The organism is Pedobacter ginsengisoli (assembly GCF_030244015.1).
Lineage (GTDB): Bacteria > Bacteroidota > Bacteroidia > Sphingobacteriales > Sphingobacteriaceae > Pedobacter > Pedobacter ginsengisoli.
Genome location: NZ_JASSYX010000001.1, coordinates 960,930 through 987,664, shown reverse-complemented (window position 1 = coordinate 987,664; position 26,735 = coordinate 960,930). Strand labels below are relative to the sequence as shown.

The window sequence follows — 26,735 nt, the reverse complement described above, 5'->3', positions numbered from 1 at the left end:
AATAGTAAAACTATTCTACTACCTGCTTATAGATTCTTATCGTGGTCAGTTTAAAGTTCTGATCAGACTGAAGGAAGGTAGACACAAATCCAACAGTCACTTTCATAGGCTGCTCAATCTTGAATGCAGTGTAATTCAGCAAAGGCCCATTCCCGCTTAATTGTCTGTAGCTTAAAACATCGGGATCAGTAGTGACACTGCCAACATCAGGAAGATCATCAGCTTTTGAAATCACATTATAAAGCTGGTCTTTAACTTGAAAATCGTGAAACTTCAACTCATAATAATACTGCCCTACAGGTAGCGGTTGCAAGGTAGTTTGCCTAATTTTACCATTAACAATATCAGGTTCGCCACCCCATGATTCCATAGACATACTATTACCTTCCCATTCATCCCATCCGCCCATGCCATTTCCCCGTTGTTTAACCGCATCATTTACCCTCCAGTCAGCCACAACACCCCATCTGCCATTCCCGACTCTTTCAGAGGCAATGAATTTAGGACCAACATTCAGCAAATACTGGTTGGTGACATCAACGATCACACCATTACTGGTCACAACTTTAACAATTGTAGCGACCGAGCCCTTTTTTGTCGTTACGACCGCCTTTGCTGTAAACAACTCCCCAACAGCATATTTTTTATTTGGAGAAACAGCAGTTGAATTCGTTCCATCGCCGAAATCCCAGATCACCGATTGTACCTCCGAACCATTAATTCCAATCGCCGAAAAATTCAGCTCATCCTGAGCACCACTGGCAACAACACGGATTTTAGCCACCGACTCCGGTTTAATGTCCACCACAACCAATTTCTTAGCAGTAGAACCATCGGCAGAAGTAGCTTTCAAAGTGACCTCATACTTGCCATCTTTGAAAAACACATGCGACGGAGATTCCTCAACAGAAAGACTGTCATCTCCAAAACGCCATTCCACAGTTTTGTAATTTGCTGATTTATTCTGAAATGTAAATGTAAACGGATCCTCACCAGGCACTATTTCATAATCGACTGTCGGTCTTTTCTGATCTTGTACTTGTTCTGTAACGAGATCATCATCATTTGAGCACGCTAAAAATCCGCAAGCACAAAATAAAACCAGAAATGGTCTGAATGCTATTTTCATAAAGGGCAATTTTATATTTGGTTTAGTTAATTTAAGAGCAATCGCACAGCTTATTTAAACCATCCCGCAATCCTTACCCTATTGTTTAAGTAATCTGTACTTATGTTAAACGATGGCTTTTTCATGCCATCGTTTAACACTAACACAATATAAGCAATAGTCCCATATTGTTCTGTAACAATTATATTACTTGTACAGTCTGAATTCTGAAATCTGGAAGTCGCCGCTGCCAAAATTTGAGCTGACGTTATACCTGTAGTAAGTAAAAGCCTGAGGATTTGTGACAGCAAAATAAAACATTTTCTTATACCTTCCATCGTCATTTGTCGCACCCCGGTCAGACATCTGATCATAAAAGTTCTTAGCCTGGGCGCGGGTGTCAACTACGGTCCAGTTAATTCCATCATTTGAGCCTTCCAGTGTCCAGTTTTTTGGATCCCTGTCAGGAGAATCGTTGCCATTGCCTATGCCGTAATATTTGATAGTCGTTTCTGAAGGGAACTGAAACTGCATCCACCAGGAGCCACCCCATCCCGGCAGGTAAAGCTTGGTTTCGACATTATTATCAATGATTTTTAAAGAACCTTCATTGGCATTCGGCCCACCCCCGTTATCCTTTGACACCTGAGAAGTAACTAAATTGGTCACGTTGGTTACTATTCCTTCAGTTGTCCCGAATTTCTCCAGCTCTACAACAGATCCTTTTTTAGTGGTCATTTTTAACTTAAATGGATTCAGGGTACCGACTCCATAGGTCATAAGCGGCGACGGATCAACAGAAATGTTCTCCGGACCAAATGTCCACTCAACTGAACTTATATCGGCCAAAGGCTCTAAATTAAATTTAACCTGATTTTCTATGCCAGTTTTCACAGCATTGATTTTCACTACATCGTCAGGTTTAATGTCAATAACCAATAGCTTTCTTGCGGTAGCACCAGTTTCAGAAATGGCAGTAAGATTCACTTCATACCTTCCAGTAGCCAGATAAACATGTTCCGGGGATACATCCGTACTCAAGCTGTCATCTCCGAATCTCCATTCCAGTTTCTTATAATTCTCTGAAGTGTTCTCGAACTTGAAAGTAAAGGGATCATCACCGGGTACAATTTCATATTTTACCAATGGCCTTTTGCCATCCACGATCTGCTCCTCAATCACATCATCAGAATTGGAGCAGGAAACCATTGAGGCAGCCAAAAAAAGATACAGTAACGGTCTAAATAATTTTTTCATTAATTTGTTGATTTATATTTGCGTTGTAATTGATTAAAACATATTATGCTACAAATATTATATCATCACCTGCTTTGGTGAAATATCCCTATTAATAATATTTGTCGTGACTCTCAAAACGTCTCTGAAACATCAGCAAAATCGATTTAAGAGCCTTGCAAAGTAAGGCATTAAGCATTCCTATCTGAAATTTGTATGCTTAATGTTACCTCTTATCCCAATATGTATCACAAAAATTACTCAACAGACTAGGACCATAGGCTATAAACCTATGCAGCGCCTTTTTTTTCAAATTAAGCGCAGGATCCGCTTGGTTATAAAACAAAAAAAAGATGGCCCCTAATGGGGCCATCTTTTTTTTGTTTATTAAAGTAAAAGTACTATCTGAATAACTGGAACTCTGACACCTGGAAATTGGTACTGGTCCACATAGCAGTAATTCTCCACCTGTAGAAAGCAAAAGGCTGAGGATTCGCAACGGCGAAATAATGCATTTGCTTATATTTATTCCCGGCCCTTGCGTAAAGACTGGTAGTTAAATTTTGCGAATCTACAATTGTCCAGTTTGTTTCGTCATTCGAGCCTTCCAAAGTCCATACTTTTGGATCCCTCGATTCAGAATCATTTGCATTACCTATCGCATAAATTTTAACCGTCTGAGGTGAAGGGTAGGCAAATTTGAATGTAAGCGGAAGCGCAACACCTCCCAGATAAACTTTGGTATCAACTTTACCATCAAGTATCTTAACCGCATTCTCATTGGTGTTTGAGTTGTTTGAAGAAGGCGTAAAGATAGCGCTGGAGGTGATGTTTTCCGCAACTCCCTCAGGTGTTACAAACTTAGAAAAGTTGATCACAGAGCCCTTGCTAGAGGTAACTTTAACAGAAAAACTATTAAAAGATCCTGCAGCATAAGTTCTGGTTGGCGACAGTTCAGTAGATTTAACAGCAGGGCTAACCTCGTTAAAGCTCCACTCTATTGATTGGATCACCAGTCCTTTTTTAGGCTCCGCAACAAATTTAATCTCATTAGGTACCCCAGTCTTCACAGCAGTTATCGCCACAACATCGTCAGGACGGATATTGATTTTAACCAATTTTTTAGCACTGGTACCCGTCTCTCCCAGAGCCGTCAGGTTAACTTCGAAGACACCTGTCGTCAAATAAACGTGCTTAGGTGAGTCCTCAGTTGCAACGCTGTCATCTCCAAATCTCCATTGCAATGACTTAAAATTTGTCGATTTGTTTTTAAAATCGAAGGTGAACGGGTCGTCTCCATCTACTATCTGATAATCAACAAAAGGTCTCGGTCCGTCTTCATCAATAACCTCTACCCCTCCTTTATTTTTCGAACAAGATGCTATTGTGAGCGCAACAATTAGGAATGATATTGGCTTAATTAATCTGTTCATAGCCTTATTTTTTAGTTGTCTATATTATTTTTTAATTTTTTCTGGTAAAGATGAAACCTCTGAAATCATACCTGGCATTGTCAAAATACATTTTGATTACCTGCTGGCCTTTCTTCAACGTAACTGTTGATAAATTCGGTTGCTGATCGCCATATCCTCCCGGCGTTTTTGCAGCTACCAAAGTTCCCCCCGTTATATTGTTGATCCAGGAGAAAACAGAATATGTGAAATTTGGATCAGGTGCACCGAATATAGCGTTCATTTCATACACCCCATCTTCTTCTACATTAACAGTATAACTTAACCATTCATTTGAGCCGGTCCAGCCAATAGTAATATTATTATCAGCAATATCTACCTGATCAGGTCTTCTGAATTGTCCGCCATCTCGTCCTCCGTTGTCGTGGTAAGCCACACCCTCACCACCAAAGTCATAATTTGAAGCCGGGATAAAATCAGAAGCTACCCCTACTGTTCCTTTGATGACAAAAGGTGTACCGTTAAAAGGCGTTCTTTTGTAATAATTAGGATCAATGGTCACAAGCATTGTGGTATTTGATTTACCCAGCTGAAACTTTGTTGGGTCTTTCAATACCAGTCCCATTGCAAGTTTCTTATTCGGTGCTGCGAATATTACTGCACTTGTTTTGATCGCAAGATTAATCCTCGATGAATTTTTTCCTGCTTCAAAAACTCCTTTTCCACTTGTAACCTCATATTGATCTATCCGCAATGGAACTGCATCGGTCAATGTTCCAGCCTGTATCGCAGCCTCTACAATTTCATTACTTCTAGCGACATCAACAGTAAAAAGGCCACCAGCTATTCCTGAAAGCGCCAGATCAAGCGGAACATTCAAATCCTGAGATCCCACAACAAAACCAGGTTTATCACCTGGAATCGGCAAGTTTAATACACTGTTCGGCGATGCAAAAGTAATATAGTGTACATCCGTAGGCGTCATGATTGCCCCGGTCTTAACTACCACAATGGTTGTAGCTTTGCCCGTAATCACAGTATTTCCTTTTGCCGCGCCTGCCATTTTCACAACAAAAGCCAGGTCAGCCCCATAATTTTTCTCTAAAAAAGTACGGTTGACCTGTAAATTAAAAGAAACGCTTTTAACGCCATAAGCAATGTTAATTGTAGGCGGAATAGAAAAAGATCCAGGGACAAACGGAAGTGTACCAGGAGGCAAAGCTCCATTAGCTACCAATGTAGCAACCGTATCGGTATTACCGAGCAATTGTACCGTAAATGCCTTAGTACTTGCGCCATCAAAGGCTATTGTTACCGGGATCACCATTTCACTATTGTCAAGTGTATAGTTGTTTGTCCCGCCAGCAACCTCTATCTTGTCCACCAGGGAAAGAGCGACCTTATCGCCATCCTGAAGGGTGATCACATCAGCCAGGTCTTCCCTTTTACATGATGTGGTCAATATAGTCATCATTGCCAGAAGGCATAACGACGAATAAGTAAATATTTTTTTCATTTTGCAGTAGTTTTTAAATAACCATTCATAAAAACATGTAAGTACCTGCTCTGTTGCAGGCACTTATATGTTAATTTTTAATTTGAGATCCAAACCCTTCCATCCAGACCCCAGATTTCCTGGCGCGCAATATTGAACCAGCTAAGCATTTGAGTCGGAATATCTGAATTCTTAGGAACCAATGTTCCCAAATTGGTGTTGCTTGGCGAGCAAATCAAGTCGCTGAACTGCTCCCAGTTACGGGTTCCCTGCAAGGTAAAATCAGCAGCCATAACACTTTGATCTTTTAAAATGTCACCAGTACCTTCATTCATAGGCCAGTAACCCACCAGCAAATTCCAATCCGGATGACTTGAATCGATAAACGGCTCACACGCATACTGCTTAATAACATTTTCTGCAAGTGCTTTTCTCCAGATTCTTAGCTCAGCAAGCTGAACATTGATATAACCTTTACCTCCGTTGATCTCCCCTTGCTGAAATCCTACCCGCATTGGCGCATCATTATCAAAATTCGGTTTTCCAGCCAGCGCTCTGTCATCCTTGCTGATGTTATTGTTCTCACCACTTCCCGCAGGAGTAATGCCTTTCACACCATCAGTATACAAGCGGACATAACGTTTGCCGTCTGTCTTTTTCTCTACAACAAAAGTCAGGTCATGCCAGGTATCACCTGAAAAGTCAAGGCCGGCGATCTCTTCACCATTTTGGTTATCCGCTCCTCCCTGCTCCATCAGCCTCCAGCGGTTATAAAACAAGCAGATATCCCATCCTGGGTTCGGTGAACTTCCACCCCATCCAACATTATTTCTTTTACCCAGAATAGATGGCCACTCGTACCAATATTTACCACCACCAGTATCCTTCGGCGATCCTTTCTTGATTTTCACAGAAACTGTAAAGTCATCCTCACCAAAGTTATAATTCGAGGACAATGACTGAGTTACAAAACCCTGGGTTTTCTCAGGATCACCTAAGAACCTGATAGCTTTCCCGGTAAAAGTATTACCTAAAAATGGTTTACCTATAAATGTCGGCTTGAACCGCTCGCTATGAAATATAGTAAAGGTGTTGGCATTCGTATTGCTGAAAAGCGTCTTGTCATCTTCAGCAGGAGGAAGCGTAAAAGCACCGCCCCTATTGGAAGTCACAATAATTAACCAGTTTTCTTTATTATAAGTAGGCCTTCCTTTTACCGCAGCAACCAGGTCTCCCACTCTTTTATCAAAATCAACAATAGCAGCTTTGTAATCCGCAAATTTATTGTCAAAACCAACGGCCATTCCTGCTTTCTGTATCGCCGAAAATTCACCTACCACAATAGATGCCGTATCAGTTTGGAGGAACTGCACCATTCTGCTCTTCAGCGACTCATCGTCAGCCACCAGCTCAGACACATCTGTTCCTTCAGTCAGGTTATTTTTAAAACCAGCCGACGTCGCGAAAGACGCGATGCGAAGCTTTGGATTGATCACCTTCATGCGTTTAAATATGACCGGGTAATCAGCAAGCTTACTGCCGGCGAAATCCTCAGTTAGCACATTGTGCTTTTCTTTCTTCACCCCGGTCATCATATCGGCCCAGTTTGTCGCATTATTCTCTGCAACATCCCCCAGAGAGTTCCAGGAGTAGATCGCATTACTCAGCAGTCCTTTAATATTATCCGTAGCAGCATCCCTTACAGATGAGCCCCGGGCACCATCAGCAATAATAAAAAGTACCTTTGGCACCTTAAAATCCACATTGGCACTATTCTCCGGTGCTTCCGGAATCACCTTGTCAAAATCTTTATTACAAGATGAAGCCAGAATAACCATGAAAAGTGCAGCCGCTCCAATATAGGATTGAACCTTAAAATTTTTCATGTTCCTTAATTTATTTTTCATTCGGTTTTTTCTAAAACTATATATCATCATCATGCATTTAATCTAATGTTACCCTAACAATGTTATTGGTGATTTGATTGTCAAACAGATAGAATATACCAACCAGCAATAACGCACGTTTGTCATCTGCAGATTTTGTTTCATATACATCATACAGCTGACCGCTTAAATTACCAATGGTATTGTAACCCGGCGCCATACCACCTGTCAGGTCTGTGATCAGGAAACCGTTTCTGGCAGCGCCGTCATACGACTTAAAGCCACCGGAAATTACACCAAGGCCATCATTCAAAAGTTTACAATAGACAGGAATGTCACCTTCAAATGTTTTGGCAGTAAAGCTTTTATCTACCGAACCATCATAATTTAACAATACCATATAATTAGCAGCTTCTCCGTTAAACTTCTTAAACCTGCCTACAGCCAAATACTTATTTAAAACTGCATTATAGCTTACATGAAAGATATAATCGTCAGCTCCGGCTTTACCTGGATTAAACGACTGGTCAATAGAACCATCCGGATTTAGTCTTGTGATATAACCCATCGATGCATCATCAAATTTCGTAAACTGGCCCCATACCAGGATCTTTCCGTCAGTATGCATCAGCGACTCAATGTTTCCATTTGGCCCAGGCAAACTTTTTCCCAGCTGGCCTTTGTAGCCAGGTGCATTCGGATCAAATCTCCAGGTCTTGTCCAGTGAACCATCCACATTCAACCTTGCCAGAGACCTCACATCAACACTATCAATTACCACACTGTCCTTATATTGATAAGAAGGCTGATCATATCTGCGGGAAAGATAATAGCTGAAATTACCGGCGATGATCACCTTTCCGTTAGAAGGGTACACATTAAGAATAGTTCCGTTGGTACCGCCATTAAACGTCGACACATACTTTGTCTTATGTTCATACGTCTCCGCAGCAACCGTATCAATTTGTCCCTGAGAGCTCAGCTTAGTAATATTGCTGAGCCCGTCACGCTGTGCATATCCACTGAAACGGCCGCCAATAAACCAGTTGCTGTTTACCACAGCCATATCATATAAAGCTCCGTTAGCACCTAATCCGGATGCAAGTGAACGGTCATAAGTTCCATCTGGAAACGTCCTTACTATTCTGTTGATCCGTCTTACCAGACCCTTGTTGTCAAAATCTGTAAAGTCACCCAAAAGCAATACGTTTCCACTTGCAACTCCTATCGCTCTGTATATCACGTTATCCGTACCATTAACTACCTTATAAGTAAAGTCCTTCTTAACCTTTCCGAGTACGGTAAAATCAGGGCCGAACACTACCTGTCCGCCTACCACAAATGAAGTGATGCCAGAACTTGCCCTGCCAGGTACTATCGCCGTGATTCCTTCAGCATCAACTGCTTTAATCTCCGCCTTTTCACCGTTAAACAAAAACTGCAGCGAACCCGTCTTGTGATGTGCTTCCAGGCCGGCCGCCTTAATCCTTACTTCAGTACCAGCAAGTCCCTCTGCCGGTACAGGCACCTGCTGCTGGTTTACAACAATTCCCAATCCGGCTTTACCACCTTCATAAGGATCATTGAATTCGTCTGTATCTGTACCCTTACAACCGCCGATCATCGCTGCGAGCAGCACGACTAATAATCCGGTATATCTAAATTTCATAATGTTCAATTAAATTATTTCCAAAAAACATTTATCCTTATCTGTTAAAAACTACATCTACCCAAAAATCATCACCGAAGCCAAACATATCCCCTAACGGACTCACCAGAACTTCGCCAATGGTTCCCAGGCTACCGGCAATTGCCAGTACATGCACCGCACCATTAGTAGGCTGAACATCTGACGTCGCCACGGCGGCAGTATAGAGAAGACTCTGGTCAGGGTTTGAAATATCCCGCACAAATGAAATACAGAGCTGGCGGTAACCTGTATATTTAACACCATTAACAGGGTTATACACCACGCCAATATTACACAGGTCATTGTTCCAGGTGTAATAGAATCCACCAGGATACAATTGTTTCAGGCTGAAGTCAATCTGGGGATAATCTTTCAGTACATTCTTTCCTTTAAACACATACCTTAGCATGTACTTTCTCCAGATAGGTCCCGGAACATCAGCAAGCGTACTTATAGTATCTTTACCCAGATCAAACAAAGCCTGGTTTAATTTATCTATATAAGGATCGCCCGGAAAATTTTGTCTTCTACCTACGCGTCCTATTGTACGTCTGATGACCTCATCCGTCGGGCAAAAGAAAGTGATTTCCTCATTGGAAAACATCTCTTCCAGGCCAGCCAGCTTTACGATCTGCGCTATGGTATCAAATTTTGGATCGGACTGCAGGTATTGCAATACTGTACCATTAAATTTTGGATCAGCCTTTCCGCCGTCCTGATAATAATCGTCTTGCTTGCAGGATGCCACCATCATGGTCAGCAATACTGAACAAATTGCAACCGGCTTAATATATCTTTTTATCGTATTTTTCATGTTCGTTATATCAAATTAATTAAAGACCAGTTCCAATCCAATAATTGTTCAATGTCATATACGGATTATTTATAAGTGCGGATTGGTCAATCGGCCAGGTCCAGCCTCCCCTGTTAAATTTATCCGAAGTCAAAGGATTGTCAGTGTACTGTTTGCTCAGCACCCTTCTGGTACGGACCAGGTCAAAATAACGGCTTCCTTCTCCCATCAGCTCTTTAGCACGTTCCCAGAAGATCGCATCCTTCAGATTTGTATCTCCATCGGCCGGGTATAACGATGCTCCGCCTCTTAACCTGACGACGTTTAAAGCACTAATGGCCTCTTCCTCATTAGCACCGCCCAAATTGGCAAGTGCTTCTGCACGCAGCAGGATGGCATCAGAATAACGCATGATCAGATAAGTGTTGTCCGGGTTCAAATCCAGATCAGGACGATTTGCATCGATAAACGTGTTCAAAGCAAACTTTCTGAGTTGAAAAGTCTCCGGATTTTGATCAAAAGGAGCAACAAACCATACTGTCAACCGCTGATCGCTGGCATCGGGATATAGCTTCTTCATGTATTCCTCAGTCATCACATTGAAACTGTAGCGGTGGGTATACTCCGGTTGTTTATAAGGGAAGTGAATAAACGCATCACCAAATGGAGAATACGCATATGCCTGTTCAAAAGGATTGTTCAAGTCATTATTATAGTTCAGCGTTCTGAACAATTCAAATAAACTCTCTTCAGAACGACCTTTGGCTACAGTAGCCCACTCTGTCAGCGGCAGCAAACGAAAAGCACCGCTCGTCATGATCTCCTCGCCCAAAATTGCCGTTTCAGTCCAGTATGCACTTCTGTTTGGAAGATCAAACCCTGCGTTCCACATATTCATGTTCATTAAAAGGCCGATACCAGCACCCTGCGTTGCCCTTACACCCCTCATAGAAGGATCAGTAAAATTAAGCGGCAGGTCCTTATAATTTGGTTTCAAATCAGCAATACATTTATTGATTACTGAAACCATGTTTTCTCTCGGAAGCGGATCTTTCTGGAAAGCTTTGGTATAATAGATCACATCACCATAAAGACGAACCATAGTGAAATAACAAAAGCAGCGTATAAACTTCGCTTCAGCTATATAACGTTTAGTCTGCTGTTCGTTCAGCGCAGGAATCCCTTCCTCCAGTTTGCTGACTAAGATATTAGCTGCCTGGATTACTTTATAGTATTCATTCCATATGGTAAGGTCCCAGAAACGGTAACCTTCCCATGGCCGGCCTCTTTGCACAGCTTCCAGCAAGGTACGGTCATTCACCGAAGTAAGCGGTATGGATTGCTTTTCAGTATTACCGTTTGGATTCGGCGCTATCCTGGTGTGCCCACCAAGCCTCGCAGACCCATAGCGGCCTTCGCCACCCTGCACAGCAGGAACTACTTCTCCTGAACGGAATTCACCAGTAGCACCTGCAAAAGCAGTTCTGGTGTATTTATCGAACAGCTGTCCGTACATATCCGTGATATTGGCTTCAATATCATCGGTACTCTTGTAAAAATTGTTACCTGTCAGCTTATCAATCGGCGTAATATCCAGGAACTTTTTACAGCTGTATTGTGAAGCGCTTACAACGATTAATAAGCAAATAATTACTTTTTTCATGTCTTATCTTTTTTTGACTTCAATTAAAATTCTACGTTCAGACCAAATGTGTAAGAACGCGGTACCGGATAACCACCTGATCCATCACGTCCGATCGCTGTTACGTTTTCCGCATTCGGACCGGAGTAACCTGAAAAAGTAACCACGTTCGCAGCTGAAAGGTATGGACGTATAGAATTTACCCCAAGACGTTTAGCCAGCTTCTTATTAAATGTGTAAGCTAAAGTGATCTGATTAATTTTAAAATAACTTCCCTCTTCCTGCCATAACGTCTGCTCATATCTGAATGGTTGCGAATAAGAATTATGGACATAATTGTAAGCATTACCAAATTTCGCATTGTCTCCAGGCTGGGTCCAGGTATTCAGGTCAGCAATCGGAACTACTGCTTTTGTATTTCCCCCTATTCTACCTTGGTTGTCAATTCCATACGGATCAGCAAGCAATCTCAGCCTGTCTGCCAGGGCATTGTTCAGGATAGAACGTTTAGCAGTAAAAGTTGAATAGATATTCAGGGTAATAGAAGAAGTCGAAGGGAAGGTATAGCTCAGCGTATTGGATAAACCACCGGTTAAAACTGGCTGGGTATTTCCTGTCACCTGTAAATCTCTGTTATCCAAGACGTAATCACCATTTGCGTCATAGAATCTTGCATCGCCTCCTTCAAAAGCATTCTTATAATCATCCGGACTATTATTGCGGTACCTCAGACCAGTGATCGGGTCAATTGGCACATCCGATGTATTTGCATAAACTCCCTGATTGATAAACAGGTAATTGGCGAGTGAGTTCCTGCCCACCCTTTTCGCCAAATGCTGGCGGTAAGCGGTAATGCCATCAAACTCAATGTACTGACCATTGTATTCAGCAGGCAGTTTAGTCAGAATGTCCGTGTTCCAGGCACCGTTAACTGAAACCGTCCATACAACTTTGCTGGTTTTAGGTAACGGGCGGCTGCTCACCGAAAGCTCATAACCATAGTTGACAAGAGCAGCATCATTACTGGTAAATTTCTCGAAACCTAAAGTATTAGATAAGTAATTTGTAAACAACTCGTTATCAACTTGTTTGTAATAAGTATCAAAAATAACATCAAATTTTCCGTCAAACAAACCAACATCAAATCCAAAGTTATACTGAGTTACACTCTTAGGCTTCAGGATCGGGTTAGGAATCTGTTCATAATGTATACCCACTCTCGGCGAGTTGTTGTAAAATCCATTAGGAATATACCTTCCGTAGATATCAACCAGTTTACCAACCGGATAGATGTTCCTACCAGCGGTTAACCTCAAGTCACCATACGATAACCATTTCATCTCTTTCAGCCAGTCTTCCTTAAAGAAGTGCCATTTCAAACCAATAGACGGATTTTTAGAATACGGATCATCACTACCACTATCAGATGTACCATCTATACGATAGGTGATATCCATTACATATTTCTTTTTGTAGTCATAAGTAAAAGCCGCCGCAAATGAAGCCAGTTTTTGATCTAAGAAACTACCGTTCAAGATACCGCCACCCCTTGAGAAGTAACCGTCATATCCCAGTGGACCTTCAAACTGATCGTTTGGTATCCTTTGCAGACGGGTCATTGCCGATTTACCATTCCTGATGTAAAACTCGTTGAACAAGTTGACGAAGAAGTTATGCTCTTCATTAATCGATTTAACATAAGATAAACTGTTCCTGTTGTACAACTCAGAAGTAAATGAATTGAAACGCTCCAGTTTGGCAAACTGCGAGTTCGCAGCAGCCGGAGTAAACTGATCCTTATGATCCTGATTGTAGGAATAACTACCGTTGGTGGTTGCAGTCAGTCCCGGAAACAGTTCATATCTCGCCTCCATATTGGCTTTTAAAAATTTAGGTCCCGCATCGTTTCTTACCTCCAGTGCAGATAACACATCACTGGTTGCCACGAAAAATGACGGGCCGGGAAGTAATGACGAGTTTTGTCCGTTACTCGCAACACCTTGTTGCAGCAGACCAAGACCATTACCGGTTTCTATACTGGACACCGACGCCAGGATAGCACCATTAAAGCTCAGCCTGTCTGAAGGTTTGAACTCCATGTTCATGTTTAAACTGTAACGGTCAAAACCAGTATTTTTGATGATCCCTTTATTTCCATAATAACCAACGTTGGCTTTATAGTTGAATTTGGTGTCACCACCATCCAAAGTCACGTTGTGTGTCTGGTTATAAGTATCCTGATAAAAGATAGCCTGCCAGTTTGTAGAGTTGTTATAGAAAGCGTTCAAACTGTCTGATAAAAACGGAGTCCTGTACAGCAGATAATAATCATCCAGTGTTCTGTAATCAGCAATTTGTTTCACTTTTACAGCACGTTCCGAAGCACCACCCAAAGTCTCACGAAGTTTAGGCGTTTTACTCAAATAAAAGTTACCAGTATAACGTACCCTTGGCGTTTCCGACTGACCGCGGATGGTCTGGATCAGGATTACACCATAGGCACCTCTTGAACCATACAAAGCAGTAGCCGTAGCATCCTTCAAAACCTCAATACTCGCGATATCTTCCTGAGGAATCAACGAGAGCGGGCTCACACCAGAACCTTGCTGCTGGAAACCGAACTCAGAAGCTTTATCCGCATCCATCGGCACCCCATCAATTACATATAAGGGTGAAGTCGGCTGCAGGAAAGTCTCGTTACCAGATCCTGTAGTACTGATGGTAGACAGACCACGAATATTCACAGATCCACGCAGACCCGGCGCACCCGTATTGTTCTGAATGTTCAAACCAGCAACCTTACCCTGAAGCAACTGCTCTACGTTGGCCACCGGTACATCCTGTACCTCTTTACCCGTTACTATAAATGACGATCCGGTAGTCTGATCACGGCTCCTTTTCTGGTATCCGCGAATTACCACCTCATTCATCGTGGTTTTAGTTTCAGAAAGATTTATAGCAATTCTGGTTTGTCCCGGGGCTAGTTTTTGTTCTTTAGTGGTATATCCCTGATAGGATATTGTCAAAATTGCACCGTCATCCACAGAAACGGTTAAAACCCCATTTCCGTTAGTCTGACCAAGCCCTTTCGGTGGCTTCCCTGCAAAAACACCTGCACCAGGCAAGGTCTCCTTGGTCGCTGCGTCCGATACGGTTATCGTAACAGTCACTTTTTTAGTTTGCGCCATCAAATCTTTGCATATAAATATGCAGCTGAAAAAAATTGATAGCAAAATAATATGTTTTCTCATTGTATTAATTTTTATCATTAAGATTCTAGTCGTTTGTGAACTTAGGGTTTACAGTCTTGAAGTGGAATACAATCTCCCAGTCTCCCTTTTCAAATATTCTAAAGTTCTGCGCGATAACAGCCGTCTGCCGGATGTTACCAAAACCGATACGTGAATAACTAAACTCAACATGGGCTTCATTACCTTGACCCGTTGGTCCCCCATTCGTGTATTTGGTCGGAATTCCGGGCGCTACAGGAATCGGATAAGCCACATCGTACTGCACATATTCAGACGTCATCGTCTTGTTAAAGCCATGAACCAACTGATCCCATTTGGTCTCATTAAATTTCGCAGGATTAATGGCTGCCGAATCTTTGTCTAAAAACTTAAATCTCAATGTATTTCCAGGACCCCCCGGAACTTTACGTATGTATAAATAGATAATCCCTTTTGCTGCGTTTGTAGGGTCGTTCATCGGCTGATTAGTAGACTCACCAACCAGATTGGATACCGACTGGACAAACTGGCGCTTCAAAGCCTTTCCGGAAGGCGTCGTCGTATTTGGCAATCCATTGTACTGGTTAAGATCGTCACTTGGCTCATAAGGTATATTCGCCTTAAAAATAAGAGACAAATCTTTAATCACCTTTGAACCGCCGGAATTGCTCACCTTCACGTCAAAATATCTGATGTCCTGAGGATACACAACCGTATCAGCCGGCGTAAAGAGATCTCTTGAAGCACTCGGCCATACAATAAGCTCGCCAGATTCTCTGATCTCCACAATAGGACGGCTCTCCACATGTCTTTTTGCTTCAATTTCAGCAAGACTGGTCTCCTTACCATTGTATTCAGCATGCCACACCAGCACATCTTTTTTAGTAAGGATGTCATTTGCGTCTCTTCCGTCACCAAAGTGCGGATTGATCAGTTCGAACTTCATCGGGAAGGACGAGTTATCTGCATTAAGTATACCTCTATAATTGTACAATCTACCCATTTTAGGGTCAAAGGACTTTGTGGTGTAATCCAACTTTGTACTCAGATAGTCCTTTTCCTCTGGCACATCAAATATTTTCCTGCACCCGGAGAAAGTAACCACGGCAGTCAATAAGATCAGTGCATTATATTTTATTGCGTTTTGCATATCATTCTTTAATTTAAATACCCCTAATTATTCAAAAACCTCTCTATAGTTCAGCGTCCACTCAGACATCTGGAACAAGTTATCTCCAAGATTACTCACCACAGTTAACCTGTAATATTTATAAGCTACAGTATTTTTAAAATCGTAGATCTTAGTCTCAAAACGGGAATTAAAATCCTGGTCCTGACGAGTATCCAGCTGAACCCAATTGGTTCCGTCCAGTGATCCATCAAGAACCCATGACTTAGGATCCCTTAACTTTGCATCATTTGCAGAGGATACCGTGTATACATTGGCCACTTTCGGACCGCCAAAGAAACTATAAGTGATTTTGATCGGGTTGTTATTGCCCTCAAGGAACCTTGCGATAAATTTGGTCAGTATATTATTGTCGAACAATTTATCTATCCGTTCTCCGCCCGATACCTGACCATCTTCATAAGTTCCGTTAAATTTAACGCTATAAGGTTTAGGAGTATTCGGATCTGCTACAAGCGCGGCTTTCCATGCAGCCATATCATCCAGAATCAGGTTTTTCGGTGGCGGGATCAATGTAAGCCTTCTCGAGAACTCGTCAAATCCGAATACATGATCAGGTTCAAGCAAATGCACAACACCATTCTTTGCCTGGATGTTCACAGAACTTGTAGTAGTTGTGGACCAGTTAGGCACAAACACACTTCGTTTTGTATTTGCAAATTCTATGACCTCAGAACCACCGTTCTGCCATCCCTGTGCATCCGCATAGACACGTCTTCCATGCATAGGAAAAGCACTGCGCGCAGCTATCAGTGGCCGTCCGTCACCCACCGAGAAATCATTCGATTTAAACAGACCCCTTATGATATAACGGGATACCATCGTATCCAGGTTCATACTGTCTGCTTTCTTCTTTGCGAGGTCTCTTAGTACAGACGTGGTACCAACAACTATATCTTTTAAGAACACCGCATCTCTATTTTGTGCCCTGCGGATATTGTTTAAGTTAAGCAAGGCAATTTGAAAACTGCTGTTTGAAGGCGCAAATAAGGTCACATTGCTATCTGTAAGATAACTCTTCATCTTAAATGCGTCGATAAGAAACAATAACGAATCATATACTCCCGGTTTACTCTTTAAATAATCATACATATTTAAATCAGTACCGCTATTGATATTTTCCTGTTTGTAGTAGCCGGACTCTCTCTTACATCCAACCTGAAATATCAGTGCACCTAACAACAATGCGACTAAATATTTACTGTAAAAATTTGATCTTTTCATGTCTATAAATGCTTGGTTATTTCCAGTATGAATTTTGAGTTAGCTTAGGATTCTGAGCCAGAACACTCTGAGCTATTGGCCAGTAAATTCCTCCATTATTGAGCAAAGCCACAAACTTCGGATCAGATTGTTTGATCCTCTGATACCTTACCTGATCATACCAGCGTTGTCCCTCGCCCATCAGCTCTTTTTGACGTTCCCTGAAGATCGCATCGATCAGAGCTCCGCTCTTTGCCTCATTATAAGCCTGGTAAGTGTTACCCTCAGTAGCTTTACCCACATTGTCCACATTGTATCTCAGTTGCCTGATGATATTCAAAGCGGCAATTGCCCCTTCTCTTTCACCAAGTACAGCCAGTGCTTCAGCTCTCAATAACGTGATGTCTTCAAGTCTGGTAACAACGATGGTACTGGAAAATATCCTGAAAGTAGGGTCTGAAGATCCATCCTGCATTACTTTGATCTTACTGAAGATCGGATACTTGCCCTGGTAATTGGTAATGTAACGATCAGAGTGAGGCACACCAGTTGTATCAATATTGAACCTTGCATCATTGGTTTCTTTAAAAATCCCGATGATCGAATCTTTTGTAAGGTAAATATCAGGTAAAGCTTTATTGACAACTGGTTCAGCCAGTGTCAATGATTCAATGTTTCCGGTAAATGTAGCATCCTGGTGTCCCCATATGAAACCAAATCCAAGGATCTGACTGTTTCTTTTATCGTAGAACAAACCATTACGCTGAGTTAAGAATTGTGTATCCGAATATCCGATACTACCCCTGGTATAGTTATCCATCACAAATTTGGTATAAACAGACACGTCTGCATATTTACCCTGCCATGCAGCTACGTGAGCCAGCATGCTGTACGCACTTATCTTTCTGACCAGAGCTCCGTTCCATCTCGAAGAAGACTCATTATAATACTGCCCAGGCTGCTGAATGTCACCAACACTATAATTATAAGGCAATACCTCAGCGGCGGCAGCCATTTCCGACTGAACAAATTCAAGGATCGCACGCCCATCAGATTTTGGCATATTTTCAAAAGAACCATCACGGGAAGACGTAATGAACGGAACATCACCCCAGATCCTGACCATATAGAAATAAGCGAAAGCCCTCAGGAACCTGACCTGGGCCACATCAACATCCATATTGTTCTGAATATAGCGGGCATCGTTGTCGCGCACTTCATGAATACGTTCTAAAAAGATGTTGGCCGCATTTACGATAGCGTAAAACCTTCTCCAGTTTGAAAGCGCGTCCACCACCGGATACTGGGCAGTCAGGTCATTTTTAATGACCGCTTTTAAATCCTGACGGATCGGACTGGCAAAACTGCCCATCCGTACATCTCCGTAGATCCAATGGCCGTTATTATCAGCCAATGCTGCTCTGGTCAACCCATAAACACCCATAATCCCGGCCCTGGCGTCCTCAATCGTATTCCAGAAATTCTCCTCATTTACCACACGGGTCGAGTTTACGTCCAATGCTTTTTTACAACTTCCCGCGAGCAGGGCAAAAAAGATAAGACTCAGCAAAATTATTTTTTTCATTTCCTCAATTTTAATTGGTACTTAAATATTATTCTGTTTAAGGCTAAGAATTAAAAATCCATTTTTACACCCAGTAAATAAGTTCTTGGTATCTGGATACCATAACCAGTATCGTAACCGGTATAATCTACCAGTTCCGGATCCTGACCAGTATACTTAGTCAATGTAAACACATTGTTTACGCTCGCATAAACATAAATCCTCTTCACATTCGGAGAATTTTTCTTTACGATATCAGTTAAATCATAGCCAAGGGAAAGCGTGCGCAATTTCACAAAAGCAGCATCTTCAACAAAAATGTCCTGATTTACCTGGTAAGGTGCCACAGAGCTCCATGGGTTATACAGATTATATTTCGAATAATCTCCTCTTTTTTCCCAGAATGTAATTTCCCTTACAGAATTGATGTTATTCAGACCCTCGCGGTTTACGAAGTCAAACCTGTTTGCCATTTCCTGGTTCATCAGCTGACGACCCAGATTATAATAGAAATTCAAGCCCAGAGTCCATTTTTTATAACTAAAATCATTGTTGAAACCACCCGATACAACAGGAAGCGCATGACCTTGTAAAACCCTGTCATGATTATCGATGATGTTGTCATTATTCAGATCTGTCCATATCGGGTCACCCGCTTTCAGGTCAATTCCATTATAGCTTAACTTCTGACCACCTACAGAAGGTACTTCATCATCAGTATTATATATACCCGTGTTGTTCAGTACCCAGTAACGATCCACTGCCTCACCAACTCTCAATAATCTGTCGCCGATTGCAAGCTCCGACAAGCCGCCTGGCAAAGCAGTCAGCTCATTGCGGTTGTAATTGATATTCAGTGATGAAGTCCATGAAACAGTTTTTTCTGCCGGAAGAATTACACCGCTTAAAGTCAGGTCAACACCTGAATTCCGGATAGCCATACCATTTTTTATAATGGCTGAATAACCATACTCAGAAGCTGACGGCACACCCAGAAGCATGTTTTTATCTTCTTTCATGTAAATGTCCAGGGAACCGTTCACCCGATTGTTAAATAATGACGCGTCCAGACCAATATTAGCCTGATCTGTATATGCCCAATCGAGGTCGTAACCTACACCACCTGTTGAATAAGGACGGGTCATCGTTGCAATACCGTTATATCCCGGACTGATTAAATTTCCTGTAAATCCGGCGAAAGCAGTATACTGAGGACCTTGCGCGTAATTGTCAAAGCTCTCATGTCTGCCCATACGGCCGGCGCTTCCGCGCAAATTCAGCGTAGAGATTGTCGCATCATCTTCAAAGAATTCCTTCTTCATATCCCATGCTGCCGAAAAGATCGGAGAATAGAACCAGCGGCTGGTAGGCTGCTGGGTAGAAGACCCATCTCCGCGAAGCATCAGTGAGAAAGTATATTTATCTTTAAATGAATAAGTAGCTCTTACGTTTGCAGAAAGCAGGTTATTTTTTGTTTTATCTAAATATTTGAATACCAGCTCCCTTCTAAATACACTAGGAGTCAAATATTCTTCAGAACCACTTGTCTTATTAGGATCGGAATACAATAAGTTCAGCTTAATAAAGTCATTCGCTCCTTTATAAGCATAAGCATACTGATATTTATAAGAATCGTATTGGGCCGACAGACCTGCCTGGAAATTAAATTTGCTGTCATCATCTATTTCCCAATCGTACGACGCTACGTTATCAACAAAGGCCCTTTGGCTGGTACTAAAATAATTGGACGCATAATTGGTGGTTTGCAATAAAGTCCTCGGGAAGAAAATATCGCGATAACCCTCATTGTAATCCGCTCCAGCTGTAGTGATCCAGTTGAAATTGTCAAAGGTCAGACCAATTTTCAGATAACCCTGAATAGAATTGGTTTTGTTGTTGTCAAATCCTTTTTCAAACTCCCCAAGATATTGTCCGTATTTTTCCTTGTTTGAAGCAACCGGTGAACTCAGATCCGGTATGTAATTCACCTGGGTAAGCCTGTCCCTTACATTTCTGTTGCGGTCACGGTCCACTATGCTGCCATTTACCATCGCACTAAAATTCAGCCAGGTAATTGGCTTCATATTGATCACGAAACGTGTGTTGTACCTTTCAACACCAGTTTCATCAGCTACACCTTCATTTTTAAGTGATCCCAAAGAAAAGCGGAAGTTTGCCCTGTCAGTTCCACCTGCAATACTTGCGTTCACACCGTAAACCATACCATTTTTATAGTATAGGTCATTCCAGTTCGCAGGACCATAATAAGCATTGTTCAGTGAATCACTTAAATACAATGGATAAACATCATTCCCTGTATAACTTCCGTTTCCAGTATACTTATCATAAAACTGCCTCCTGAAATTATTCTCGAACTGACCATTGATGGTGGTAACACCAGTTTTAGTAGCCATCCCAACATAAGAATCAAAAGTGATCGTCCTTTTGCTGGTCGCCGCCTTAGTGGTCAGTAAAATTACACCGTTAGCACCTTTAGGTCCGTAAGCAGCAATGGCTGAAAGATCTTTCAATACCTCTACAGACTGAAGGTTGTCCATATTAATAATAGACAAAGGATTTGTTCCCGGGCCAATTCTTTCAAATTTGTATTGCTGAATATCCAATGCATATGGATGCTCACTTGTCAACGGCACACCATCTAAAATGATCAGCGGCTGTGACTGGAACAACTCACGAGCCGTCAACAATGGCTGCGAAGTTCCGTGGATAAAGATGTTTTGAGCAGTACCAGGCTCGCCGGTTGGCTCCTGAACATAAACACCAGCAGACTCTCCCTTTAAAGCCTGCTGCAAGGTAACAGCAGGAAATATAGAAAGTTTCTTAGGATCGAGACTATTGCCTTTCGACTCAAGTCTGTGCGTGATAGTCTTCTTAATAGGTTTAATCCCAACAGCCGAAGTGTCTGTTGAAGCAGTATCCTTTTTAGAAGTATCCGTCTGTTGCTGAAAGCTTCCCTTCATAGAGAAGTTATTCGAAACACAGGCTGACCTAGCCGTATTGCCGAAAGAGCATGTTGTTGTACACAACACACCCAGAAAAGTCATAGTTGCAATAATGCGCATAACAGATAATTAAGTATTAACTGATTGAAAACTGATATTTATTGATTGTATTAGATTATTTTAAATTATTAGATAAAAGAAAATGTCCCTTCCGCCGGTTATTTGCAGTCTGAACAATACTTTTAATTAATTTGAAATATTTTAAAACGTTTTAGCTAAAGCTTTTTACAAGTATTTACGCAAAAAAGCATAGCAACACTCCCCAGTATGATGTGACGGTGTTCAAGAAAATAATCGTAAGTCGGAGCAGAATGTTTACCCCATAGATTTTTAGTAAAAGTTTGGTTCATAGTTTGGCTTAATTAGGTAAGTATTTGGTTTCCCGATAATCCCTCATGGTGCTAAATCGATTATCTGTAACAATAATACGAAAGAAATATTACAATCCAAATCTTTTAATGTTTTTTTTCTAAAAATATTGACATTACAAAACCTTGTATTATAGTATGTTATTTCAATACTATCCTAAGCTACAACGATATAGTAATTTCTATTCCAAAATAATCTCCCCCATTCGTATTTTTATTGCTGCAATACTTTATCAGTCATCCGTAATTATTACTATATAAATACCATAATATAACCCGATTAGTGAATGAAAATTTGTTATTTTGAAGAATACAATAAAAGACAGGCTTTTTTATTAGAAAACAGACATGCCAGTTAAACAAAAAAAAGAAAGCAGCAATATCTTATCAATAGACATTGGCGGCACAAGTATAAAAGCTTGCATCCTTAGTCCCAAAGGCGATTTGTTATCAGAATTCAAAAAGATCCCTACTCCCAAAAATGCTAAACCCGAAGCCGTCATTAAAGTGATCAGCGAACTGGTTGCCTTGCTGGACCTGGAATTTGGCAGGGTCTCCATAGGCTTTCCCGGCTATGTCAAATGCGGGATAGTATACACCGCCCCTAACCTGGCCAAAGATAAATGGAGACAAGTTGATCTTGCCCGGCAAGTCAGCGATCTGCTGGGCTGCCCTGTGCGGCTCATTAATGACGCCGACCAGCAGGCCCTCGGCATTGTCAGCGGCAAAGGATTTGAGATTGTACTCACTGTAGGCACCGGATTCGGCACAGCGCTCGTATTCGACGGTGAACTGCTTCCCCATTTTGAACTTGCACACTTTCCGGTATCTAAAACAAAGGACTACGATGACTACATCGGCACCAAAGCCCTAGAAAGGATCGGAAAGAAGGACTGGAATGAACGCCTGGAGCAGGTCATACAAACCTATAAAACTGTATTTAATTATGATACCTTATATATAGGAGGCGGAAACTCCAAACACATCACTTTTGAACTGGCCCCTAACATCAAACCCGTAACCAATAAAGACGGCATCAAAGGCGGCGCCAAACTTTGGGAAGTGGCTGAAAAATACCACGTGTACACCACACATCCCAGCAAAACACCAGACAATGAATAATAAATATACTTTAGGAATGATCGGCCTGGGCACCATGGGCCGCAATTTATTGCTTAACATGGCCGACAACGGATTTCAGGTAACAGGGTACGATAAAGATACCCGTATGCTGAAAAAACTCGAAGAAGATGGCAAAGCCCATAATTTAGTCGGGTACGAATCACTGGAAAACTTCGTTCAAAGCCTCGAACTGCCAAGAAGAATCATGCTTCTGGTACCGGCAGGTAAAATTGTAGACAACGTTATCGGAGAACTGCAGCCATTGCTCGACAAAGGCGACATGATCATCGACAGCGGAAACTCACACTTTACCGATACCAGCCGCAGAGCCGCAGAGCTTGGCGACAAAGGAATCCATTTCTTCGGAATGGGTATCTCCGGCGGAGAAGAAGGCGCCCGTTTCGGACCGAGCATGATGCCCGGAGGAGACAAAACGGCTTACAATGCAGTAAAACCGATACTTGAAGCAGTATCCGCGAAAGTAAACGGTGATCCTTGTGTCGCTTATATAGGACCCGGCGCTTCCGGTCACTTCGTCAAAATGGTACACAACGGCATCGAATATGCGATGATGCAGATCCTGGCAGAGGCCTACGACCTGTTAAAGAACGTACTCGGTTACGACAATGACCAGATCTTCAAAGTATTTGAAAAATGGAACAACGGCCGGTTAAAATCTTTCCTGCTGGAAGTAACCCGTGACATATTTAAAGTAAAGGACGATAAAACCGGAAAATTCCTGGTAGACCTCATCAAAGACGAAGCGAAATCAAAAGGCACCGGCAAATGGACCTCACAGGTTTCCATGGATCTGCAGCTGCCTATCCCGACCATCAATGAATCCGTAAGCGCAAGGGACCTTTCCAAATTCAAATCCCTGCGAGTGGCACTGGCCAAAGCTCTACCGCATCAGGCAGCTAAAATAGAAAACACAGCCGCATTTGAAGCACAGTTAGAACAGGCACTTTATTTTGCCATGATCACCTCTTACGCACAGGGCCTCCACCTGCTGGAACAAGCCTCCGCCGAATTCAAATACGAACTGAACCTGAAAGAGATCTCTCAGATCTGGCGCGGCGGATGCATCATTCGTGCGGTATTGCTCGAAGACATCTATCAGGCCTACAAAAAACAGCCGGAGCTTCCGCACCTGTATTCAGACGAAAGCATCCAGAACCAGCTGAAAGAAATCATCCCGGGCACGAGGACTGTAGTAACAACAGCGATAAACAACGGAATAGCCGTTCCATGCTTTGCCTCTGCCCTCACCTATTACGATTCCCTCAGGACAGACAAATCCCCATTGAACCTTACGCAGGCACAGCGCGATTTCTTTGGCGCACACACCTTTGAACGAACAGACGAAGAAGGCATTTTTCACGCCGACTGGAACGCAAACAATTAACCGATAACAACCGCAAATCATCGCAACATAATAACATTCTAATGAAAACAAGCCTCAACGTTAATCCAACCATAATTGTAATCTTTGGTGGAACCGGTGACTTAAATCTGCGCAAACTTGCGCCCGCTCTTTATAACCTTTACGCTGAGGGCTATATGCCCGAAAAATTCGCCATCATAGGTACTGCCAGAAGGCCGCTTACCGACATCAAGTTCAGAGAAACCCTCATGGACGGTGTGAACAGCTTTTCCCGGACTGGCAAAGTGGACAAAGACAAATGGGAAAGCTTTTCTCAGCACATCCATTACAACCCGATCGACGTTAAAGATTCAGCCTCGTTTGATGAACTTAAAGTAACCATAGATAAATTTAAGGACGACTTTGGAGCAGACACACAAATTGTGTATTACCTCGCCGTGTCACCAGAGCTTTTCCCTTCAATAGCAAAACGCCTGGCCAAATTTAAGCTGGCAGAAAATGAAGACAACTGCCGGATCGTGATCGAAAAACCATTTGGCAGAGACCTGGAAACCGCCCGCGAACTGAATGAACTGCTCAAAGAACGCTTCACAGAGAAGCAGATCTACAGGATAGACCATTACCTGGGTAAAGAAACCGTTCAGAACATCATGGCCTTCCGCTTCGCCAATTCATTTCTGGAACCCCTCTGGAACAGAAACTACATCGATCACGTACAAATCTCAGTGACAGAACAATTGGGCGTGGGCGACAGGGGCGGCTATTACGATGGCTCCGGCGCATTGAGGGACATGATCCAGAACCACTTGCTGCAGCTCCTCTGCATCATCGGCATGGAGACCCCGATCAACTTCGATGCCGACGAGATCAGGGATAAAAAAGTAGACGTACTGAAAGCCATGCGTCCTTTCTCTGCCGAAGACATCCGTTTCAATACCGTACGCGGACAATACACCAAAGGCTGGATCAAAGGAGATGAAGTACCCGGCTACCGTTCTGAAAAAGACGTAGACAAAGAATCAAATACAGAAACTTTTGCCGCCATCAAGTTCTTTGTAGACAACTGGCGCTGGAAAGGCATACCATTTTATGTACGTACCGGAAAACGTCTCGCACAGACCTCTTCCTTAATCACCATCCAGTTTAAAGATGTACCGCACCAGGTCTTTCCTGCATCAGTAACTGAACACTGGCAGCAAAACAGGCTCATCATCAGCATACAGCCGGAAATGAGTATCCGTTTACAGGTACAAGGCAAAAGACCGGGCCTCGACATGACATTAAACCCTGTCGATATGATATTTGACTACAAAGGCACCTACACCAACGAGTCTCCTGAAGCCTACGAAACACTGCTGCTGGATGTCATGACCGGTGACCAGACCCAATTTATGCGTGCCGACCAGGTAGAAATCGCCTGGGAATTGCTGATGCCGGTTGTCAATGCCTGGGAAACTAAAAAATCCCTGAGCTTCCCCAACTATTCAGCAGACTCCTGGGGTCCGGAAGATGCAGAAGCACTGATCGCCAGAGACGGCTTTCATTGGTTTACCCTGCCCTTAAACAAAGAAAAATAAACTGTAAATCCAGATAATGAACCTACTCATTTACAAAACCCAGGCAGAACTTTTTGAAGACCTGATCGAGTACATCGTCGCCATTGCAGACAAAGCCATAACCGAAAACGGACGTTTTAACTTTGTCCTGACAGGAGGCAATTCGCCCAAAAAGCTGTACGAATTGCTGGCTACTACCCATAAAGACAAAATAGACTGGAGCAAAGTATATTTCTTTTTTGGTGACGAACGCAATGTCATGCCTGATCATGAAAGCTATAATGGCCTGATGGCCAAAAAAGCCATTCTTGACCCTTTAAAGATAGCAGCCAGCCATATCTTTTATGTCGATACCACCCTGGCGCCCGAAAAAGCAGCGATAGAATACACAAAAGCCATCAGGGCACATTTCCAGGACACTGATCCCGTATTTGACCTGATCCTGCTGGGTATGGGCGATGACGCGCACACCGCATCCCTGTTTCCAGGCACCTCCATATTGAACAGCAAAGAAGTAGAAGCAGATTCCGTGTATGTCGAAAAACTTTCCACTTATCGCATCAGCTTTACCGCTCCGCTGATCAACAAGGCGAGCAACATTGCATTCCTGGTATTTGGAGAGTCAAAAGCCGTTGCGGTGAAACAGGTAGTAGAAGCCGCAGACCACAACACCAATCTGTATCCGGCACAGCTCATCCAGCCCGTAGACGGCAGCGTAACCTGGTTTATGGACAAAGCCGCTGCTGCTTTACTTGACAGTTAAAATAAAAATTTCAGAATACACACAAACAGGGCGCCCGAAAAGCGCCCTGTTTGCATTACCTGTCGAAAATA

The 26,735-nt window shown here is 42.5% G+C and carries 17 protein-coding genes; 4 read left to right on the top strand and 13 right to left on the bottom strand.

What is annotated here, in order from left to right:
* Window positions 1–10: 10 nt before the first annotated feature.
* The 13 genes from QEP08_RS04335 to QEP08_RS04275 form a co-directional block, all read right to left on the bottom strand.
* Complete coding sequence (locus QEP08_RS04335) at window positions 11–1,129, bottom strand: DUF5013 domain-containing protein (protein WP_285056120.1); 1,119 nt, start codon at window positions 1,127–1,129, stop codon at window positions 11–13.
* 186 nt (window positions 1,130–1,315) lie between these two features.
* Window positions 1,316–2,365 carry a PKD domain-containing protein gene (locus QEP08_RS04330; RefSeq protein ID WP_285056118.1) on the bottom strand — a complete coding sequence of 350 codons (1,050 nt, stop codon included), beginning with the start codon at window positions 2,363–2,365 and terminating at the stop codon, window positions 1,316–1,318.
* A 380-nt stretch (window positions 2,366–2,745) separates the two neighbouring features.
* Window positions 2,746–3,777, bottom strand: a complete 1,032-nt coding sequence (locus tag QEP08_RS04325) for a PKD domain-containing protein (protein WP_285056116.1) — start codon at window positions 3,775–3,777, stop codon at window positions 2,746–2,748.
* Between the two features lie 31 nt (window positions 3,778–3,808).
* Entirely contained in the window at window positions 3,809–5,272 is a 1,464-nt protein-coding gene (locus QEP08_RS04320) for a carbohydrate-binding protein (protein WP_285056114.1), read from the bottom strand.
* A 77-nt stretch (window positions 5,273–5,349) separates the two neighbouring features.
* Window positions 5,350–7,137, bottom strand: a complete 1,788-nt coding sequence (locus QEP08_RS04315) for a DUF4983 domain-containing protein (RefSeq protein WP_285056113.1) — start codon at window positions 7,135–7,137, stop codon at window positions 5,350–5,352.
* Window positions 7,138–7,195: 58 nt separating this feature from the next.
* Entirely contained in the window at window positions 7,196–8,806 is a 1,611-nt protein-coding gene (locus tag QEP08_RS04310) for a DUF5008 domain-containing protein (protein WP_285056112.1), read from the bottom strand.
* A gap of 37 nt (window positions 8,807–8,843) precedes the next feature.
* A complete protein-coding gene (locus QEP08_RS04305; protein WP_285056111.1) occupies window positions 8,844–9,641 on the bottom strand; it encodes a hypothetical protein in 798 nt (265 codons plus the stop codon).
* Between the two features lie 19 nt (window positions 9,642–9,660).
* Window positions 9,661–11,283 (bottom strand): RagB/SusD family nutrient uptake outer membrane protein, encoded by a 1,623-nt coding sequence (locus QEP08_RS04300; RefSeq protein ID WP_285056109.1) that lies wholly within the window; start codon window positions 11,281–11,283, stop codon window positions 9,661–9,663.
* 23 nt (window positions 11,284–11,306) lie between these two features.
* Window positions 11,307–14,450 carry a SusC/RagA family TonB-linked outer membrane protein gene (locus tag QEP08_RS04295; RefSeq protein WP_285056108.1) on the bottom strand — a complete coding sequence of 1,048 codons (3,144 nt, stop codon included), beginning with the start codon at window positions 14,448–14,450 and terminating at the stop codon, window positions 11,307–11,309.
* Between the two features lie 88 nt (window positions 14,451–14,538).
* Window positions 14,539–15,642 carry a DUF5007 domain-containing protein gene (locus QEP08_RS04290; protein ID WP_285056106.1) on the bottom strand — a complete coding sequence of 368 codons (1,104 nt, stop codon included), beginning with the start codon at window positions 15,640–15,642 and terminating at the stop codon, window positions 14,539–14,541.
* Window positions 15,643–15,669: 27 nt separating this feature from the next.
* Entirely contained in the window at window positions 15,670–16,905 is a 1,236-nt protein-coding gene (locus QEP08_RS04285; RefSeq protein ID WP_285056104.1) for a fasciclin domain-containing protein, read from the bottom strand.
* A gap of 16 nt (window positions 16,906–16,921) precedes the next feature.
* Window positions 16,922–18,469 carry a RagB/SusD family nutrient uptake outer membrane protein gene (locus QEP08_RS04280; RefSeq protein WP_285056103.1) on the bottom strand — a complete coding sequence of 516 codons (1,548 nt, stop codon included), beginning with the start codon at window positions 18,467–18,469 and terminating at the stop codon, window positions 16,922–16,924.
* A 50-nt stretch (window positions 18,470–18,519) separates the two neighbouring features.
* Entirely contained in the window at window positions 18,520–21,429 is a 2,910-nt protein-coding gene (locus QEP08_RS04275) for a SusC/RagA family TonB-linked outer membrane protein (protein WP_285056101.1), read from the bottom strand.
* A gap of 758 nt (window positions 21,430–22,187) precedes the next feature.
* Between QEP08_RS04275 and QEP08_RS04270 the strand changes: the two genes are divergently transcribed.
* From QEP08_RS04270 to pgl, 4 genes are read left to right on the top strand one after another with little or no spacing between them, the layout of a single operon-like run.
* A complete protein-coding gene (locus QEP08_RS04270) occupies window positions 22,188–22,961 on the top strand; it encodes an ROK family protein (RefSeq protein WP_285056100.1) in 774 nt (257 codons plus the stop codon).
* Window positions 22,954–24,366: an NADP-dependent phosphogluconate dehydrogenase gene (gene gndA, locus QEP08_RS04265; protein ID WP_285056098.1), complete on the top strand. Its 1,413-nt coding sequence runs from the start codon at window positions 22,954–22,956 to the stop codon at window positions 24,364–24,366. The genes QEP08_RS04270 and gndA overlap by 8 nt, the downstream gene beginning before the upstream one ends.
* 41 nt (window positions 24,367–24,407) lie before the next feature.
* On the top strand, window positions 24,408–25,922 hold the full coding sequence (gene zwf / locus QEP08_RS04260) for a glucose-6-phosphate dehydrogenase (RefSeq protein ID WP_285056096.1): 1,515 nt from the start codon (window positions 24,408–24,410) through the stop codon (window positions 25,920–25,922).
* Window positions 25,923–25,938: 16 nt separating this feature from the next.
* Window positions 25,939–26,664: a 6-phosphogluconolactonase gene (gene pgl, locus QEP08_RS04255; protein WP_285056095.1), complete on the top strand. Its 726-nt coding sequence runs from the start codon at window positions 25,939–25,941 to the stop codon at window positions 26,662–26,664.
* The last annotated feature ends 71 nt before the right edge of the window (window positions 26,665–26,735 follow it).